Origin of the sequence: Rahnella inusitata (assembly GCF_965118895.1) — a bacterium.
Classification (GTDB): Bacteria; Pseudomonadota; Gammaproteobacteria; order Enterobacterales; family Enterobacteriaceae; genus Rahnella; species Rahnella inusitata_A.
Genome location: NZ_CBCPJJ010000002.1, coordinates 290,956 through 305,399, shown reverse-complemented (window position 1 = coordinate 305,399; position 14,444 = coordinate 290,956). Strand labels below are relative to the sequence as shown.

At 52.4% G+C, this 14,444-nt stretch carries 14 protein-coding genes, 1 tRNA gene and 2 pseudogenes; 8 read left to right on the top strand and 9 right to left on the bottom strand.

The genetic code is table 11. The features are described 5' to 3' along the window. Nucleotides 1-37 precede the first annotated feature (37 nt). Together ACMHLI_RS03015 and ACMHLI_RS03010 are read right to left on the bottom strand one after the other, a co-directional pair. Entirely contained in the window at nt 38-424 is a 387-nt protein-coding gene (locus ACMHLI_RS03015; protein WP_413528190.1) for a hypothetical protein, read from the bottom strand. A gap of 124 nt (nt 425-548) precedes the next feature. Beyond that, nucleotides 549-953, bottom strand: coding sequence for a tail fiber assembly protein (locus tag ACMHLI_RS03010; RefSeq protein ID WP_413528189.1), 405 nt, complete (start codon nt 951-953; stop codon nt 549-551). 154 nt (nt 954-1,107) lie between these two features. Between ACMHLI_RS03010 and ACMHLI_RS03005 the strand changes: the two are divergent. The 3 genes and pseudogenes from ACMHLI_RS03005 to ACMHLI_RS02995 form a co-directional block, all read left to right on the top strand. Further along, nucleotides 1,108-1,523: pseudogene (locus ACMHLI_RS03005) on the top strand (transposase); the annotation flags it as partial. 32 nt (nt 1,524-1,555) lie between these two features. Continuing rightward, the gene (locus ACMHLI_RS03000; RefSeq protein WP_413528188.1) at nt 1,556-1,822 is read left to right on the top strand and encodes a hypothetical protein; all 267 of its coding nucleotides are present in this window, start codon (nt 1,556-1,558) and stop codon (nt 1,820-1,822) included. 68 nt (nt 1,823-1,890) lie between these two features. Further along, a protein-coding gene (locus ACMHLI_RS02995; RefSeq protein ID WP_413528187.1) for an IS3 family transposase occupies nt 1,891-3,011 on the top strand; the annotation gives its coding sequence in 2 pieces (ribosomal slippage) (nt 1,891-2,149 and nt 2,149-3,011; 1,122 coding nt in all). On the opposite strand, the gene ACMHLI_RS02990 is transcribed toward ACMHLI_RS02995, so the two are convergent. Next, the gene (locus ACMHLI_RS02990; protein WP_413528186.1) at nt 3,004-3,771 is read right to left on the bottom strand and encodes a hypothetical protein; all 768 of its coding nucleotides are present in this window, start codon (nt 3,769-3,771) and stop codon (nt 3,004-3,006) included. The genes ACMHLI_RS02995 and ACMHLI_RS02990 overlap by 8 nt on opposite strands. Between ACMHLI_RS02990 and ACMHLI_RS02985 the strand changes: the two are divergent. Continuing rightward, nucleotides 3,760-4,589, top strand: a pseudogene (locus ACMHLI_RS02985) (tyrosine-type recombinase/integrase); the annotation flags it as partial. The gene ACMHLI_RS02990 and the pseudogene ACMHLI_RS02985 sit on opposite strands and share 12 nt — an antisense overlap. A gap of 15 nt (nt 4,590-4,604) precedes the next feature. On the opposite strand, the gene ACMHLI_RS02980 reads toward ACMHLI_RS02985, so the two are convergent. Both ACMHLI_RS02980 and ACMHLI_RS02975 read right to left on the bottom strand, forming a co-directional pair. Next, nucleotides 4,605-4,681 (bottom strand) — tRNA-Arg (locus ACMHLI_RS02980). Between the two features lie 146 nt (nt 4,682-4,827). After that, complete coding sequence (locus ACMHLI_RS02975) at nt 4,828-5,739, bottom strand: L-lactate dehydrogenase (RefSeq protein ID WP_413528185.1); 912 nt, start codon at nt 5,737-5,739, stop codon at nt 4,828-4,830. A gap of 173 nt (nt 5,740-5,912) precedes the next feature. Here ACMHLI_RS02975 and folD point away from each other — a divergent pair, with 173 nt between their 5' ends. Both folD and ybcJ read left to right on the top strand, forming a co-directional pair. After that, complete coding sequence (folD, locus tag ACMHLI_RS02970) at nt 5,913-6,785, top strand: bifunctional methylenetetrahydrofolate dehydrogenase/methenyltetrahydrofolate cyclohydrolase FolD (protein ID WP_413528184.1); 873 nt, start codon at nt 5,913-5,915, stop codon at nt 6,783-6,785. A gap of 30 nt (nt 6,786-6,815) precedes the next feature. Continuing rightward, a complete protein-coding gene (gene ybcJ, locus ACMHLI_RS02965) occupies nt 6,816-7,037 on the top strand; it encodes a ribosome-associated protein YbcJ (RefSeq protein ID WP_112164341.1) in 222 nt (73 codons plus the stop codon). A gap of 80 nt (nt 7,038-7,117) precedes the next feature. Here the strand turns inward: ybcJ and ACMHLI_RS02960 are convergent, their stop codons facing one another. Further along, complete coding sequence (locus ACMHLI_RS02960; RefSeq protein WP_413528183.1) at nt 7,118-8,188, bottom strand: DUF1176 domain-containing protein; 1,071 nt, start codon at nt 8,186-8,188, stop codon at nt 7,118-7,120. Between the two features lie 267 nt (nt 8,189-8,455). Between ACMHLI_RS02960 and ACMHLI_RS02955 the strand changes: the two genes are divergently transcribed. Then, complete coding sequence (locus tag ACMHLI_RS02955; protein WP_413528182.1) at nt 8,456-9,631, top strand: hypothetical protein; 1,176 nt, start codon at nt 8,456-8,458, stop codon at nt 9,629-9,631. A gap of 75 nt (nt 9,632-9,706) precedes the next feature. On the opposite strand, the gene nudK is transcribed toward ACMHLI_RS02955, so the two are convergent. Both nudK and ACMHLI_RS02945 read right to left on the bottom strand, forming a co-directional pair. Then, the gene (gene nudK, locus ACMHLI_RS02950; RefSeq protein WP_413528181.1) at nt 9,707-10,312 is read right to left on the bottom strand and encodes a GDP-mannose pyrophosphatase NudK; all 606 of its coding nucleotides are present in this window, start codon (nt 10,310-10,312) and stop codon (nt 9,707-9,709) included. A gap of 70 nt (nt 10,313-10,382) precedes the next feature. Then, on the bottom strand, nt 10,383-10,667 hold the full coding sequence (locus ACMHLI_RS02945) for a winged helix-turn-helix domain-containing protein (RefSeq protein ID WP_413528180.1): 285 nt from the start codon (nt 10,665-10,667) through the stop codon (nt 10,383-10,385). A 303-nt stretch (nt 10,668-10,970) separates the two neighbouring features. Between ACMHLI_RS02945 and acrD the strand changes: the two genes are divergently transcribed. Beyond that, nucleotides 10,971-14,126: a multidrug efflux RND transporter permease AcrD gene (gene acrD / locus ACMHLI_RS02940; RefSeq protein ID WP_413528179.1), complete on the top strand. Its 3,156-nt coding sequence runs from the start codon at nt 10,971-10,973 to the stop codon at nt 14,124-14,126. A 183-nt stretch (nt 14,127-14,309) separates the two neighbouring features. Here acrD and ypfM read toward each other — a convergent pair whose 3' ends face one another. Further along, nucleotides 14,310-14,369: a protein YpfM gene (gene ypfM, locus ACMHLI_RS02935; protein WP_112168684.1), complete on the bottom strand. Its 60-nt coding sequence runs from the start codon at nt 14,367-14,369 to the stop codon at nt 14,310-14,312. Nucleotides 14,370-14,444 lie beyond the last annotated feature (75 nt).

Below are 14,444 nucleotides of genomic sequence, written 5' to 3'. Positions count from 1 at the left end.
TCGGGGCTTTTCAGGCCACCACTTCTAAGAGGGCATCTTACAGAGAAGATTCGCCTGCTTTTGCATCGGTGTTTATCATCAAATAACTCAGAAGTCCTTCGTTTGAAGATTTTTTTGTGACTTCATTTTCGGCCACCAGATAAAAAGATGTCGCTACTTCGTAAGGGGCTTTTTCTGAAGGAAGAACAGAAAATGCTAGGGCGGCAGGTGTATGCCTGGAATCGCAGGAAATGCTCCATGTGCCGACATCTCGCTGACTTGCCTTACATTTTGAAGGACCATAATTATACGACATCTTATTGCTTACAGCTTTAACAGCATCAACAACATAGTCTGGCTCACTGCCACCACTTAAACTGCTGTATGCAAACCCAGCTACTAATAAGAGTGGTAAGGCATATAAATAAATTTTTTTGATCTTCACTTTCGAGCTCCCCAAAAACATGAAAATTTTCCCTGTGATTAAGAATACTCCCAATAGAATTGCAAATAAATGTCAATTTATGGATTTTTTTAATCATGGTAAGTAACTATTCATTTCGTATGGGTTATTCTGCAGGGGGTACTGGCCAATTGATATCGGGCACCTGAGTGGGATCTACTACATTCAGCTCATCGATATAATCTAGCCAGGCGTTAAGTTGAGCTTTTTCCAAGTCGGTCAAAGTGCGACCAACAAGTAGCTTAGTTTGCCACACGACAACTTCCGATGTGGCCTCATTCAGCAAAGATTCTTTTTGCTGTTCAGTATCCTCCACCATTTCGTCATGGCTTTTTTCAGGCTCTTTTGGCGGGTGGAAATTCTTCCCATCATAGGTCCATCCCGGCCCAGCAGTAATGCCGTCCGTGAGTATAATAGTTTGGTATTCCGCGAACATTTCTCCCTCACCATCCCAGATTACCGTATTCGCCACAAAACCATCTTTGACAAGTGCGTAATTATTGTCTGACATTAAGCATACTCCCAAATGATAACAATACCTTTGCCGCCGCTACCGCCGAGATTGAATAGACCCGGGCTTCGCAACTGTAAGTATCCCGCTTAACCGAACCATTCACTTTTAGAGATCTTCCGACATACTGATTACGTCACCTGAGGAGATCGCTATGCGTAAGATCCGATTCACCGAGCACCAGATCATCGCCGTTCTGAAGTCTGTCGAAGCCGGGCGCACCGTCAAAGATGTGTGCCGCGAAGCCGCTATTTCCGAAGCCAGCTACTACAACTGGAAGGCGAAATATGGCGGGATGGAAGCCGCTGATATCAAAAAAATCAAAGATCTTGAGGACGAGAATCGTCGTCTGAAGCAGATGTTTGCCGATCTGAGTCTGGAATGCCGGGCGCTGAAGGACGTTATTGAAAAAAAGCTCTAAAACCAGCGATAAAGCGGGAGCTTGTCAGCTATCTGACTGCACAATTTTCCATGAGCATCCGCCAGGCATGCAGGACAGTATCGCTGAGCAGGACGGTGTATTTTTATCAGCCCGATACCCGGCGTGATGAACCGGTGATCCTGGCGCTACTCTACCATCGCCCTCAACTCAAGCGCCGGTGATGAAGTTTGGGGAATACTTTAAAAAATACTTTGACCCAGCAGGTTCATATCCTATAAGCGTAGTAAATAGATCAGTAGATGGCTCCGTAATAACTGCAGGGTGTGATACACACTGGCCCGCGTTAATTGCTGATGGCGTAAAACCTGATGCGGTTTTGCTATGCTACGGAATGAATGATTTTTTCACGGCTTCTTTTAATGCCGGTCAAACCGTTACATATTTCAAGTGGAAGATGAAACAACTTATTCAGAAAATTCAGGACTGACCTGCTCCCCGTTGATTAGTACACCCCGATATTAGTAATGTCTTCATAAGCCACATGAGGACATCCCCATGAAGATGCGTTTTTCCGACCAACAGATCATCAGTATTCTCCGCGAGGCTGAAGCCGGGGTATCCGCCCGTGAACTCTGCCGCAAGCACGCCATTTCCGATGCCACGTTTTACACCTGGCGTAAGAAGTATGGTGGTATGGAGGTGCCTGAGGTTAAGCGCTTGAAGTCGCTTGAAGAAGAGAACGCCAGACTCAAGAAGCTGCTTGCCGAAGCCATGCTGGATAAGGAGGCGCTTCAGGTGGCTCTGGGGCGAAAGTACTGACGACAGACCAGAAGCGGGAAGCCGTGGTGTTGATGTGTGATGCGACCGGTCTGTCGCAACGTCGTGCCTGCATACTCACAGGTTTATCCCTGTCGACCTGCCGCTATGAGGCTCAGCGTCCGGCTGCAGATGCACATTTATCAGGGCGCATCACTGAGCTGGCACTGGAGCGCAGGCGTTTTGGCTACCGTCGCATCTGGCAGTTGCTGCGCCGTGAAGGGCTTCATGTTAATCATAAGCGCGTGTACCGGCTTTATCACCTCAGTGGCCTGGGCGTAAAACGCAGAAGACGTCGTAAAGGGCTGGCTACAGAACGTCTGCCGCTGCTCCGTCCGGCGGCGCCCAATCTGACCTGGTCGATGGATTTCGTCATGGACGCATTGGCCACCGGTCGCAGGATCAAGTGCCTTACCTGCGTGGACGACTTCACGAAGGAATGCCTGACGGTCACTGTTGCCTTTGGGATTTCGGGTGTGCAGGTCACGCGTATTCTGGACAGCATTGCGCTGTTTCGCGGCTACCCGGCTACGATAAGAACTGATCAAGGCCCGGAATTTACCTGCCGCGCGCTCGATCAATGGGCCTTTGAGCATGGCGTAGAACTGCGGCTTATCCAGCCCGGCAAGCCTACACAGAACGGATTTATTGAGAGTTTTAACGGACGCTTTCGCGATGAATGCCTGAATGAACATTGGTTCAGTGACGTCAGTCATGCCAGGAAAACCATCAGTGAATGGCGTCAGGATTATAATGAGTGCCGCCCGCACTCCGCGCTGAATTATCAGACGCCGTCTGAATTTGCGGCGGCCTGGAGAAAGGGTAATTCTGAGAGTGAAGGATCCGACATTACTAAGTGAGCGTTGTATCTAATCCTGGGGGCAGGTCACATGCTGTCGCCGTCTGGGTTGCCGCAGCGCTTGACGAGTTAGCTTGCATTTTATCTGCAATCATCGCCATTGCCGCATTTTTCAGGTATTGAATGCCAACTTCCACCAATGCCTGAATAACACTATTGATAATGGATGTTCCTAAGTTTTGGAACGCCTCAGATGCGCTTTGAGTACCATCTATCAATCCTGTTAGTGAGCTGGCTGCTTGACTAGCAAATCCATCAACAGCTGATGCCATTAATTCATTAGTCACGCTCTGGTTGCGATACAACTCCCACATTGCATCCGTACGCTGCTTCTCATAGACGGTATTTGCCGCATTTCGCAGAGCTATACCTTGCTGCTCGGTGAGGGTTTTATTGGTTTCAAATTGCTGAATGAGCGCTAATTTCTTGGCGTTCTCATTTGCCAACTGCTGAACTGGGTCAACAGTGCCAGCGGCCTCGGCTGCAGGTGTTACAACAGAGTTTGCATTGGCCTTGGCGATATCATTCGCATGGTCTTGAGCTAGCTTCAACGACTCCTGGTTGAATTGCTGCTGGTCAACGATCCCCTCGTCAAGCTGGCGTTTTAGCTGCTTGGTTGCATCAGAGTAAGTTTTGTCAGCGTTTCTAACCGGGTCAGCAGCAATAGCGGCGTTGAGGTCTGCCTGTTTTTGCTTAGCATCGAACAGGGCGCCCGCATACTCACCAATGGCTTGTTTCTGAAGTTCGGTAACAGGAAGCACAAGCAGATATGGGAATCGCGCAGGGATGCAGCTCTGAGGAAAGGAAAGCCAGTACCTGAGTACAAAGAGAAGCTGATTTCAGCGGCCACGCGCAGCCAATACCTTTCATTCATTCGCGGATTATTTCGGATCGCCGCCGATGAATGGAAATGGCTAAGCAAGGCACCCGTCATCAAGACGAGAAAGCCAATCTCACGCCGCGTCAAATGGCTGACACGCGAAGAGGCATTAACACTCATCGAATGTATGCCTGACAGCTTCAAACCGATTGTGATCTTCGCGCTGGCCACAGGACTGCGCAGGTCTAACATTTTGGATTTGGAATGGTGCAGATTGATATGCAGAGGAAGGTTGCATGGATACATCCGGAAAACGCCAAGGCGGGCAAGGCTATTGGCGTCGCACTGAATGATACCGCATGCAAAGTCCTGAAAGAGCAGATTGGTCGTCACCACAAGTTCGTGTTTGTTCACAATACAGCATGGCACCGCGCTGATGGAACAAAGACTGCCGAGGTGAGAAAGATGCGCGTTGATGATAACACGGCTTGGAGAACTGGTTTAAAGCGGGCAGGTATTACAGATTTCCGTTTCCACGACCTGAGGCACACTTGGGCAAGTTGGCTGGTTCAGGCTGGAGTGCCACTTTCTGCATTGCAGGAAATGGGAGGTTGGGAATCTATCGAGATGGTACGCAGGTATGCACACCTGTCACCAAATCACCTGACCGAGCACGCACGCAAAATCGATGACGTTATGGCGATTCATGTCACTAATCTGGCACTTTTGGATTTTGATTGTGAAGTGAATAAGGCTTAACTACTTGATTTATAATGGTACGCCCTACAGGGCTCGAACCTGTGACCTACGGCTTAGAAGGCCGTTGCTCTATCCAACTGAGCTAAGGGCGCATTGTTGTCCCGATTCGGGAGCGTTGCGGGTTCGGATTATACGGGCAGACCGGGTTGAGTCAATGGCTTTCGAACTCTCTGCTTAATACCTGAACAATTTGGCGTTCTTCCCGGCCTGGCCTGCCGCACAATGTGGGGCGCTTACCTTATTTCTCTGACTTCAGCGCCGCAGTAATCACGCGTGCCGACGCATGGTAGGCCACGCTTTCGTAGGCAGTCAGTTCCGGTTGCAGGGTCTGCACGATGCCGTACTTGCCGATTACCGCAGGCTGGCCGATATAGACGTTCAGCCCTTCATCCCATGCCGAAACCGGATACACGCTGTGCGCATCGGACAAAATCGCGTCCACCAGACGTGCCGTCGCTGTAGCGATGCCGAAGCTGGTCCAGCCTTTGCCTTGCAGAATTTCCCAGCCGCCGCCGCGTACGGCGTCATTCATTTTCGCCCAGTCGACGTCACGGCTGCCCGCCACCTCGGCGACCGGACGTCCGCCGAGCGTGACGGTGCTCCACGCGACAAACTGGGATTCGCCGTGTTCGCCCATCACGTAGCCGGTGACGCTTTTCGGGTCGATATCAAAAAACTCACCGACGACGCGTTTCATGCGCGCAGTGTCGAGAGACGTGCCGGTGCCGAAGACCTGCGAATGCAGGAAACCGCTGGTCTGCTGAATAATCTGAGTGATGACGTCGCACGGATTGGTGATGTTGACGATAACGCCACCAAAACCGCTGCCGATCACGCGGGGAATGATGTCCCGCACGGCGGCGCGAGTCTCGGCCAGCTCTTCGAGGCGGTCTTCACGGAGTAACGTTTTTGGGCCAACGGCAATCACCAGCACACTGGCGTCGTGCAGCTCGCTGTAATCATTGGTGATTACCTTAACGCGTGAGGCGGTCAGCGACGCCATGTCGCGCAACTCCAGCGCCTGACTGGCGGCTTTCTTTTCGTCTTCATCCAGCAGAACAATCACGTCGCACAAACCCTGTGTAACCAAAGAAAATGCAACATCTGCGCCCACGTGGCCTGCGCCGATAATCCCCACTTTGCGTGTCATTGTTTCCTTTCCTTATGATTTAAAAAGCCCTGTTTCTAAAATAGACACTTTTAAAGAGACTGTCTCAGTGAATCTTCGGGAAAGTTATTCGCATTCAACGCCTGACAGCGCCCGCCGCTTCTGACAAAATAGGCGCATCCCCTGCATTTATTAATTGATGGATTTACTCCCTGATGGCAGCAAAGATTATTGACGGTAAAACGATTGCGCAGCAAGTCAGAAACGAAGTTGCAGCGCGTGTTCAACAACGACTGGCGGAAGGTAAACGCGCCCCTGGCCTGGCCGTGGTGCTGGTGGGTGAAAATCCTGCGTCACAGATTTATGTCGCCAGCAAACGCCGCTCGTGCGAAGAAGTCGGGTTTATCTCCCGCTCGTATGATTTGCCTGCCACCACCACGGAAGGCGAACTGCTCAAACTCATCGACCAGCTAAACAATGACGGCGAAATCGACGGCATTTTGGTACAGCTTCCGCTGCCAGCAGGTATCGATAACATCAAGGTTTTGGAAAGCATTCATCCGGATAAAGACGTCGACGGGTTCCATCCGTATAACGTCGGCCGCCTGTGTCAGCGTGCGCCTACCCTGCGTCCTTGCACACCGCGTGGCATCGTTACCCTGCTCGAACGCTATGGCATTGATACTTTCGGGCTGAATGCCGTGGTGATTGGCGCATCCAATATTGTGGGCCGTCCGATGAGCATGGAGCTGCTGCTGGCCGGTTGTACGACGACCGTGACGCACCGCTTCACCAAAAATCTGCGTCATCACGTCGAAAATGCCGATCTGGTCGTGGTAGCCGTCGGTAAACCAGGCTTTATTCCGGGTGAATGGATTAAACCGGGCGCGATTGTCATTGATGTCGGTATTAACCGTCTGGAAAGTGGTAAAGTTGTCGGCGATGTGGAATATGATGCCGCCGCTGAGCGCGCTTCCTTTATCACACCGGTGCCGGGCGGAGTTGGCCCGATGACGGTCGCGACGCTGATTCAGAATACCTTGCAGGCGTGCGAGGAATATCACGACATCAGCGCCATTAAGTCTTAATTCATTCGTACCAAACAAAGTCAGGAATACATGGAAACTTTTTTTCTCGAAAAGCACCCGCACGTTGAACTCTGCGACCTGCTCAAATTTATGGGCTGGTGTGACAGCGGCGGTAGTGCGAAATCCGTCATTAGCGAAGGCCAGGTAAAGGTCAACGGTAAAGTTGAAACCCGCAGACGCTGCAAAATTGTAGCCGATCAGCAGGTCGAATTTGCCAGCAACACGGTCGTCGTTAAAGCGTCTGCTGAATAATATTCACCGCGCTTTAAGATAGAAAAGAAAATGCCCTGAAAGCGTCATGCTTGCAGGGCATTTTTGTGATGTAAAGAAAGTTACGGATTCTGAGTCACCCACAGCACCGGCCATTCACCGCCACTGCTGTAGCCGTCGCAGGCCGGTTCCGATGCGAACGCCGCCAGCCTGAACGCTTTACCGTCAAACACCCAGCGCGAAGATACGCCGCAGTCGCCAATCCCGCGCCCTTTATCGTATGTCGACAGCATGCCGGTTTTTGGATCGAAATCTGCGTTAATCAGCTCGGGTGACTGTTCGTCGTCGCCCAGCCTGAACGGCATATTGAGTGTCAGGTTCTCCATTTTGTAAGGAGCCTGTCGTGACACCATGAACCCTAATGCGAACAGGTTGTAGGCCCCCATATCGCAGTTAACGGTCATCAGCGCTTTATCATTGCTGAGGGCGAAAATATGCACTTCGCGTTCGGAAGGATCGAGGCTGCAATCGTTGTTCTCGATGGTGGTCGCGGCATTTTGCGTGATGGCGGAGATCTCCGTCTCGGAGAGCGCGTGCGGTTCGCTAAAACGCGGCAGCACCAGCGCTGCCGGGGCTGGCGGCACGGTGCTCACCGGCTTATTGCCGCGGTTCGCCCAGGCGGTTTTAGTGCCGACGCGGCCCTGCCGATCGTCAATGACCAGCAAAGCGGCTTTCAGGCCTTTGAGCGAAATCATTGGCCTGACCGGTTGTGCGGGATCGGCTTTGCCAGCCAGCTGAATGCTGCTGCCTTCGCGAATTTCGGCGATAAAGTCGTTGACCACCAGACGGTTACTGGTGGAAAGGCGTTTTTTACTGACATCCCATTCGCGGTGATTAAAACTCAGCGTTTTACCGTTCATCTGTAACCGGTTAGCGATGGGCGCGTCGGTGCTCTGCTCATCGCTGTTGCGCTGGTAATCAATACTGATTGTCGATTTGCCTTCCGGCCCGGCTTCGCGGGTGAGCTTCATCACCAGCTCCTGTCCGTCCTGGCTGTTGCGCGCGGTACAGTGATTGAGGTTGTCGCAACTTACCTGCCAGTCGTTATACATGGCCTGCATCGGTTCGGCCTGCGTGCGAAAAGTCAGCATTGCGGCCAGCAGGCATAAAGGGGCGGTTATCCATCTGCTCATTATGAGGTTCAGCTCTTCTCGAAGTTATCTTTTTGATAATAGCGTAACCTCTGCGGGGAGACTGCTAACAAAGCAGCATTTTTTTATTCGATTTTAGAAAGAGATACCTTGCCAGACTGGTTTTTGAGTCACGAAAAATTTTTAACATTAACCAAATCACGTCATGGTGGCGTAACAAAACTTTCAGTACACTGGCTTTCGCACGCCGTTGCCTATAACAAAAAATAATGGCGTAAAGGATGATGTTCATTTCTCCGGGAGAAACAGATGAAGTTGTGGATTTGGTTGATAGCCCTGCTGGCCCTGCCTGCGCTGGCGGAAGAGCCGCCGGTGGTCTACTCCGGCACGCTGGGTAAAACCGCTATTGTCGTCGAGCTGGATTTAAATAAACCTGATGAAGTCACGGGTCGCTACTTTTATCAGAAATACCGTCTGGATCTGCCGTTAAACGGCGCACTCGATGGTCAGGAACTCAAACTTCAGGAAGGGCTGGATGATTTTGACGACACGCCGCGCCCTGAGCTTTCACTGACCAAAGACGAAAAAGGTGGCTGGCAAGGGAGCTGGACCAATCCGCAGGGCAAAACGCTGCCGGTGAAACTTCAACCGGCGCAAATCCCCGCCTCACCGGCGGATGATGCCTGGCTGACCACCCTCGCCCACACCGAGCCTTATGAGTTTTTACGCCTTTCCGGGTTGCAGCTGACCGCCGGTAAAAGCGAAAACTTCATGGGCTATCAGTTGCAATGGTGGACTGAGCCGAAATCCAAAATCACGCTGTTTGAAATTGCCTCCGGTTATCCGGAACCAGCGCTGCACGCGATCAACCAAAAGCTGCGCGCCCGCCTGTGGCAGGAAGTCAGCGGCTGGCATGCCTGTATGCTTGGCGCCAGCCGGTTCGGCAAAGGGGAATATATGCAGACCGTGACGCCGAAATTCCTGAGCAATGACGTGGTCAGTATCAGCATTTTTACATCCTACGACTGCGGCGGTGCGCATCCTGATTTCGGCGAAGCGCCGGTGAATATGAATGCGAAAACGGCTGAATCGCTGACGCTGGAAGATGTGGTCTGGGTCGGCGAAGGTACGCCGTTCCATTATCTCAATGCCGAAGACGGCGTCTCTACCGGCAAAAATGATGTGGATTTTGATACGTTCGCCGAGTACCGCGACAAGAAATGGGCACCGTGGCTGGTGAAACAGCTGACCGAAGCCTATCCGCAGGAAATGAAGAAACCGACCGAAGAGAGTGATGACGATTGTGATTACTCTCAGCCGGAGATCTGGCAGTTCCCGGCATGGTATTTCACGCCAAAGGGGCTGTATTTTGATCCGTCATTCGCCCGGGTTCAGCGTTCGTGTGAAGGGCCGGAGTGGTCGGTTCTGCCCTGGTCAGCCATCAAAAGTCATGCTGTCAGCACGCCGGTTGCAGCGGCTCAGTAAACGTTAATCCAGCTCAAAACACCAAAGGCACCCGCGGGTGCCTTTTTCATTCATCACATTGCCGTTTCAAAACGGTTACGCCATCCAGCCCTGAATTTGCGCATACTGCAACAGCATGATGGTTTTGCCGTCTTTGATGCGGCCATCTTTGATCATCTCAAGCGCCTCGGCGAACGGCACTTCCAGAACATCAATATCTTCGTCCTCTACCCCGCCGCCGGCGTTCTGACGCTGCGACTCATCGTACTGCGCCGCGAAGAAGTGAACGATCTCAGTGACGCTGCCCGGTGACATGTAAGCCTCAAACAGCTTATCGACTTTACCCACCGCAAAACCGGTCTCTTCGATTGCCTCTTTGCGGATGCAGTCTTCCGGCGAATCGTTATCCAGCAGACCGGCGCAGGTTTCCAGCAGCATGCCGGTGGCATTGCCGTTGACATAGGTCGGCATACGGAACTGTTTGATCAGCAGGACGGTTTTTTTGATTTTGCTGTAGAGCAGGATCGTCGCGCCGTTGCCCCGGTCATACACTTCGCGTGTTTGCGGCTGGCGTTCGCCATTGCGCTTGATTAAATCGTAAGAGAATTTACGCAGAACGTACCAGTTGTCGGACAACAGCTCGCTTTGGACGTTTTCGATCTTTGATGACTTGTCAGATAAACAATCGTCTTGAGATGACATTCAATGCCCCCGCTCAGAAGTAGTGAGAGAAGCCCGTCATCTTAGCCGGATTATTCTCCCCCTGCTATCCTCATCCTTGCGAAATCGCCTCAAGAAGTTGTTCACGATGGCGTGTAATCCACTGCCTGTCGAGCGGCCCCCAGCTGGAAAGCTGATAGTAGCCGTCATTGTTGCGGATACCCTGCTGCACAAAATCGAGTTCGACGCCCATGCCCGGCAGCGCTTTAAGCACGTCCTGTAAGGTCCGGCGTGGCCAGCCGGTGATTTCCATCAACTTCGGCACATTAGGTTTTTGTTCATTTTCCAGCAACCAGCAAAGATACAGACGGCGGGCAAACACCGAATTCAAATTCATCAAACGTACTCCGGTCGTGTTATTTGGAAAGGATCACACCAAGCGTAGAAGATTTTAAGCAACATAACCCCGTGTCAGGAGTGGGTTTTTTACATTATCTCCTTTATTTCTCCACGTTTTATTCAATGTGAGCAGGTAAAGTGCTTGGACGTAGAACTACACTCTAACACTCGCTCCGTCCTCTTTGGACAGTACTGCCGCTGGGAAACGCTTCTCAGTGGATTTTTTTGTCAGATTACTGACGTTCTGTTTGTTTGCTGATGTTCTTCACTCCCGCCTGAGTGATAACGAGGTTCTTGACGCATGGCCAATTTTTTCATCGATCGCCCGATTTTTGCCTGGGTTTTAGCGATCATCCTTTCCTTATCCGGCGCACTGGCTATTTACTTTTTGCCGGTCGAACAATATCCCGATCTGGCTCCGCCCAATGTCCGTATCTCTGCGACTTACCCCGGTGCATCAGCACAAACTTTAGAAAATACCGTCACGCAGATTATCGAGCAGAACATGACCGGCCTCGACAATCTGATGTACATGTCTTCGCAAAGCAGTAACGATGGCAAATCACAAATCACCCTGAGCTTTACCGCCGGGACAGACCCGAACGAAGCGCTGCAACAGGTACAGAATCAGCTGCAACAGGCGCTGAAGCGTTTGCCGCAGGATGTTCAAACTCAGGGCGTAACGGTGTCCAAAACCGGTGATACCAACCTGATGATGGTGGCGTTCGTCTCCACCGACGGCAGTATGGATAAGCAAGATATCGCCGACTATGTGGCCTCAAACATTCAGGATCCGCTGAGCCGCGTGGACGGCGTCGGCAGCATCGATGCCTATGGTTCACAATACGCGATGCGCATCTGGCTCGATCCGGACAAGCTGAATAACTATCAGCTGACCACTGCCGACGTAGTAGCGGCCATCAAAGCTCAGAACAGTCAGGTGGCGGTGGGCCAGCTCGGCGGTGCGCCTTCAGTGGATTTTCAGGCACTGAACGCCACCATCAACGCCCAGTCCCAGCTACAAACGCCGGAGCAGTTCCGCCAGATCACGCTGAAAGTGAATCAGGATGGTTCGCAGGTGAAACTCGGCGACGTGTCCGAAATTGGTCTGGGTGCGGAAAACTACAGTCTGCTCAGCCGTTACAACGGTCAGGCGGCATCCGGTATGGGCGTGAAACTGGCGTCAGGTGCCAATGAACTGCAAACCGATAAAGCCGTGCGCGCGCGTCTTGAGGAACTTTCTCACTACTTCCCCCACGGCCTGAAAGCGGAAGTCGCTTATGAAACTACACCGTTCGTTAAAGCGGCAATCACCGACGTGGTGAAAACGCTGTTTGAAGCGATCGTGCTGGTGTTCTTAGTGATGTACCTGTTCCTGCAAAATTTCCGCGCGACGCTGATCCCGACTATCGCAGTGCCAGTGGTGCTGCTCGGGACCTTCGCCGTGCTGCATCAGTTCGGCTACAGCATCAACACGTTAACCATGTTTGCCATGGTGTTGGCGATCGGGCTGCTGGTGGATGATGCCATTGTAGTGGTGGAGAACGTCGAGCGCGTGATGAGCGAGGAAGGGCTCAGCCCCAGAGACGCCACACGTAAATCGATGGGGCAAATTCAGAGTGCGCTGGTGGGGATCACCATGGTGTTGTCGGCAGTCTTTGTGCCGATGGCCTTCTTCGGCGGTACCACCGGCGCGATTTACCGTCAGTTCTCGATAACTATCGTCTCAGCCATGGTGCTTTCAGTGTTCGTCGCACTGACGCTGACCCCGGCGTTATGCTCCACCATTCTCAAACCTATTGCACAGGGCCATCATCACGGCAAACGCGGGTTCTTTGGCTGGTTCAACCGCATGTTTGACCGCAACGCCCGTCGCTACGAAAACGGCGTGGCGGGTATCCTGAGAAACAGTGTGCGCTGGATGCTCGGTTATGCGCTGCTGGTCGCAGCGCTGGCGTTCATGTTTATCAAATTACCGACCTCATTCCTGCCGCTGGAAGACCGCGGCGTGTTTACCGTTCAGATCCAGTTGCCGCCGGGTTCAACGTTGCAGCAGACGCAGAAAGTGGTCGAGAAAGTCGAAAAATACTTTCTTAATACCGACAAGAAAGATGTGCTGTCGGTGTTCTCCACCATCGGTGCAGGGCCTGGCGGAAACGGGCAGAACGTGGCGCGTATGTTCGTACGTCTGACCCCTTGGGATGACCGCACCGGCGCGGGCGACTCCTCGTTCGCCCTGATTGAGCAGGCCACTAAAGAGTTTAATAAGATTACCGAAGCCCGCGTGATCGCCAGCAGCCCGCCGGCCATCAACGGCCTTGGCAGTGCCACCGGTTTTGATATGGAATTGCAGGATCACGCAGGGCTGGGCCACGCCGCGCTGATGTCTGCCCGCGATCAGCTGCTGGAGATGACCGCCAAAGACAGCAGTCTGACCCGTGTGCGTCACAACGGGCTGGATGACAGCCCGCAGTTGCAAATCGACATCGATCAGGTCAAAGCACAAGCGCTGGGCGTGGCTGTCTCTGATATCAACAGCACGCTGAGCACTGCGTGGGGGTCTTCCTATGTCAATGACTTCGTCGATCGCGGCCGCGTTAAAAAAGTGTACGTTCAGGCCGGGGCGAAATTCCGCATGTTGCCGGATGATATTAACCGCTGGTATGTCCGAAACTCTGCCGGAACCATGGTGCCGTTCTCCGCATTCGCCACGTCGTACTGGCTGACCGGATCGCCGCGTCTGGAGCGTTACAACGGCTACTCGGCACTGGAAATTGTCGGTGAACCGGCCGAGGGCGTCAGCAGCGGTACGGCAATGGACAATATGGAAAAACTGGTGGCGAAGCTGCCGGTGGGGATTGGCCTCGAATGGACCGGTCTGTCATATCAGGAACGTTTGTCCGGTTCGCAGGCTCCGGCGCTGTATGCAATTTCCCTGCTGGTGGTGTTCCTGTGTCTGGCGGCGTTGTATGAGAGCTGGTCGATTCCGTTCTCCGTCATGCTGGTGGTGCCGCTCGGCGTGCTCGGTGCAGTGATCGCCACATGGATGCGCGGGCTGGAAAACGACGTGTATTTCCAGGTCGGGATGCTGACCATCATCGGGCTGTCGGCGAAGAACGCCATTCTGATCGTCGAATTTGCCAATGATCTGAACGTCAGAGGTAAGGAGTTGCTGGCGGCTACGCTGGAGGCCTCGAGAATGCGCCTCCGCCCTATCCTGATGACCTCGCTGGCGTTTATCTTCGGCGTGTTACCGATGGCGACCAGCACCGGCGCAGGTTCCGGCAGCCAGCATGCAGTGGGAACCGGCGTTATCGGCGGGATGATTTCTGCAACTGTGCTTGCCGTCTTCTTCGTACCGCTGTTCTTCGTGCTGATCCGCCGCCGTTTTCCGGGAAAATCCGGTGAACCGCTGATTGCCGACATCGTAGAAACAGCACCCGCCGACGCGAAATAACGGCGAAAAAAGCCCACAAAAAAGGCGTTAATGTGAATTAACGCCTTTTTTATTAGTGATTTACTGGTGTAAGAATCGTCGCTAAATCGGACGTAATGGTCTTCCTGAACAAACGTTTTTATAATGACGTGCTGACACTACGAATAAATCTGTCTTGCTTTAAGGGCCTGAGTTTTACAGCAATTACGCGTTCAACATACGGTCGATAAAGTCTTTCCAGTTACCTAATTCTTGCTCTAACATTTGACTCCCCTTTATTGGACGCGGGCATTATACGTCTGTTTTTTGTACAAACCAAACTTCTCGCATGTTTCTTTA

Bases quoted from the DNA above. Each gene is read 5' to 3' on its own strand.
- ACMHLI_RS02960 (WP_413528183.1), bottom strand. From the start codon at position 8,188: ATGAGCAGATGGATAACCGCCCCTTTATGCCTGCTGGCCGCAATGCTG.
- folD (WP_413528184.1), top strand. From the start codon at position 5,913: ATGGCAGCAAAGATTATTGACGGTAAAACGATTGCGCAGCAAGTCAGA.
- ACMHLI_RS02955 (WP_413528182.1), top strand. From the start codon at position 8,456: ATGAAGTTGTGGATTTGGTTGATAGCCCTGCTGGCCCTGCCTGCGCTG.
- acrD (WP_413528179.1), top strand. From the start codon at position 10,971: ATGGCCAATTTTTTCATCGATCGCCCGATTTTTGCCTGGGTTTTAGCG.
- ACMHLI_RS02975 (WP_413528185.1), bottom strand. From the start codon at position 5,739: ATGACACGCAAAGTGGGGATTATCGGCGCAGGCCACGTGGGCGCAGAT.
- ybcJ (WP_112164341.1), top strand. From the start codon at position 6,816: ATGGAAACTTTTTTTCTCGAAAAGCACCCGCACGTTGAACTCTGCGAC.
- nudK (WP_413528181.1), bottom strand. From the start codon at position 10,312: ATGTCATCTCAAGACGATTGTTTATCTGACAAGTCATCAAAGATCGAA.
- ACMHLI_RS02945 (WP_413528180.1), bottom strand. From the start codon at position 10,667: ATGAATTTGAATTCGGTGTTTGCCCGCCGTCTGTATCTTTGCTGGTTG.
- ACMHLI_RS03000 (WP_413528188.1), top strand. From the start codon at position 1,556: ATGAAGTTTGGGGAATACTTTAAAAAATACTTTGACCCAGCAGGTTCA.
- ACMHLI_RS03010 (WP_413528189.1), bottom strand. From the start codon at position 953: ATGTCAGACAATAATTACGCACTTGTCAAAGATGGTTTTGTGGCGAAT.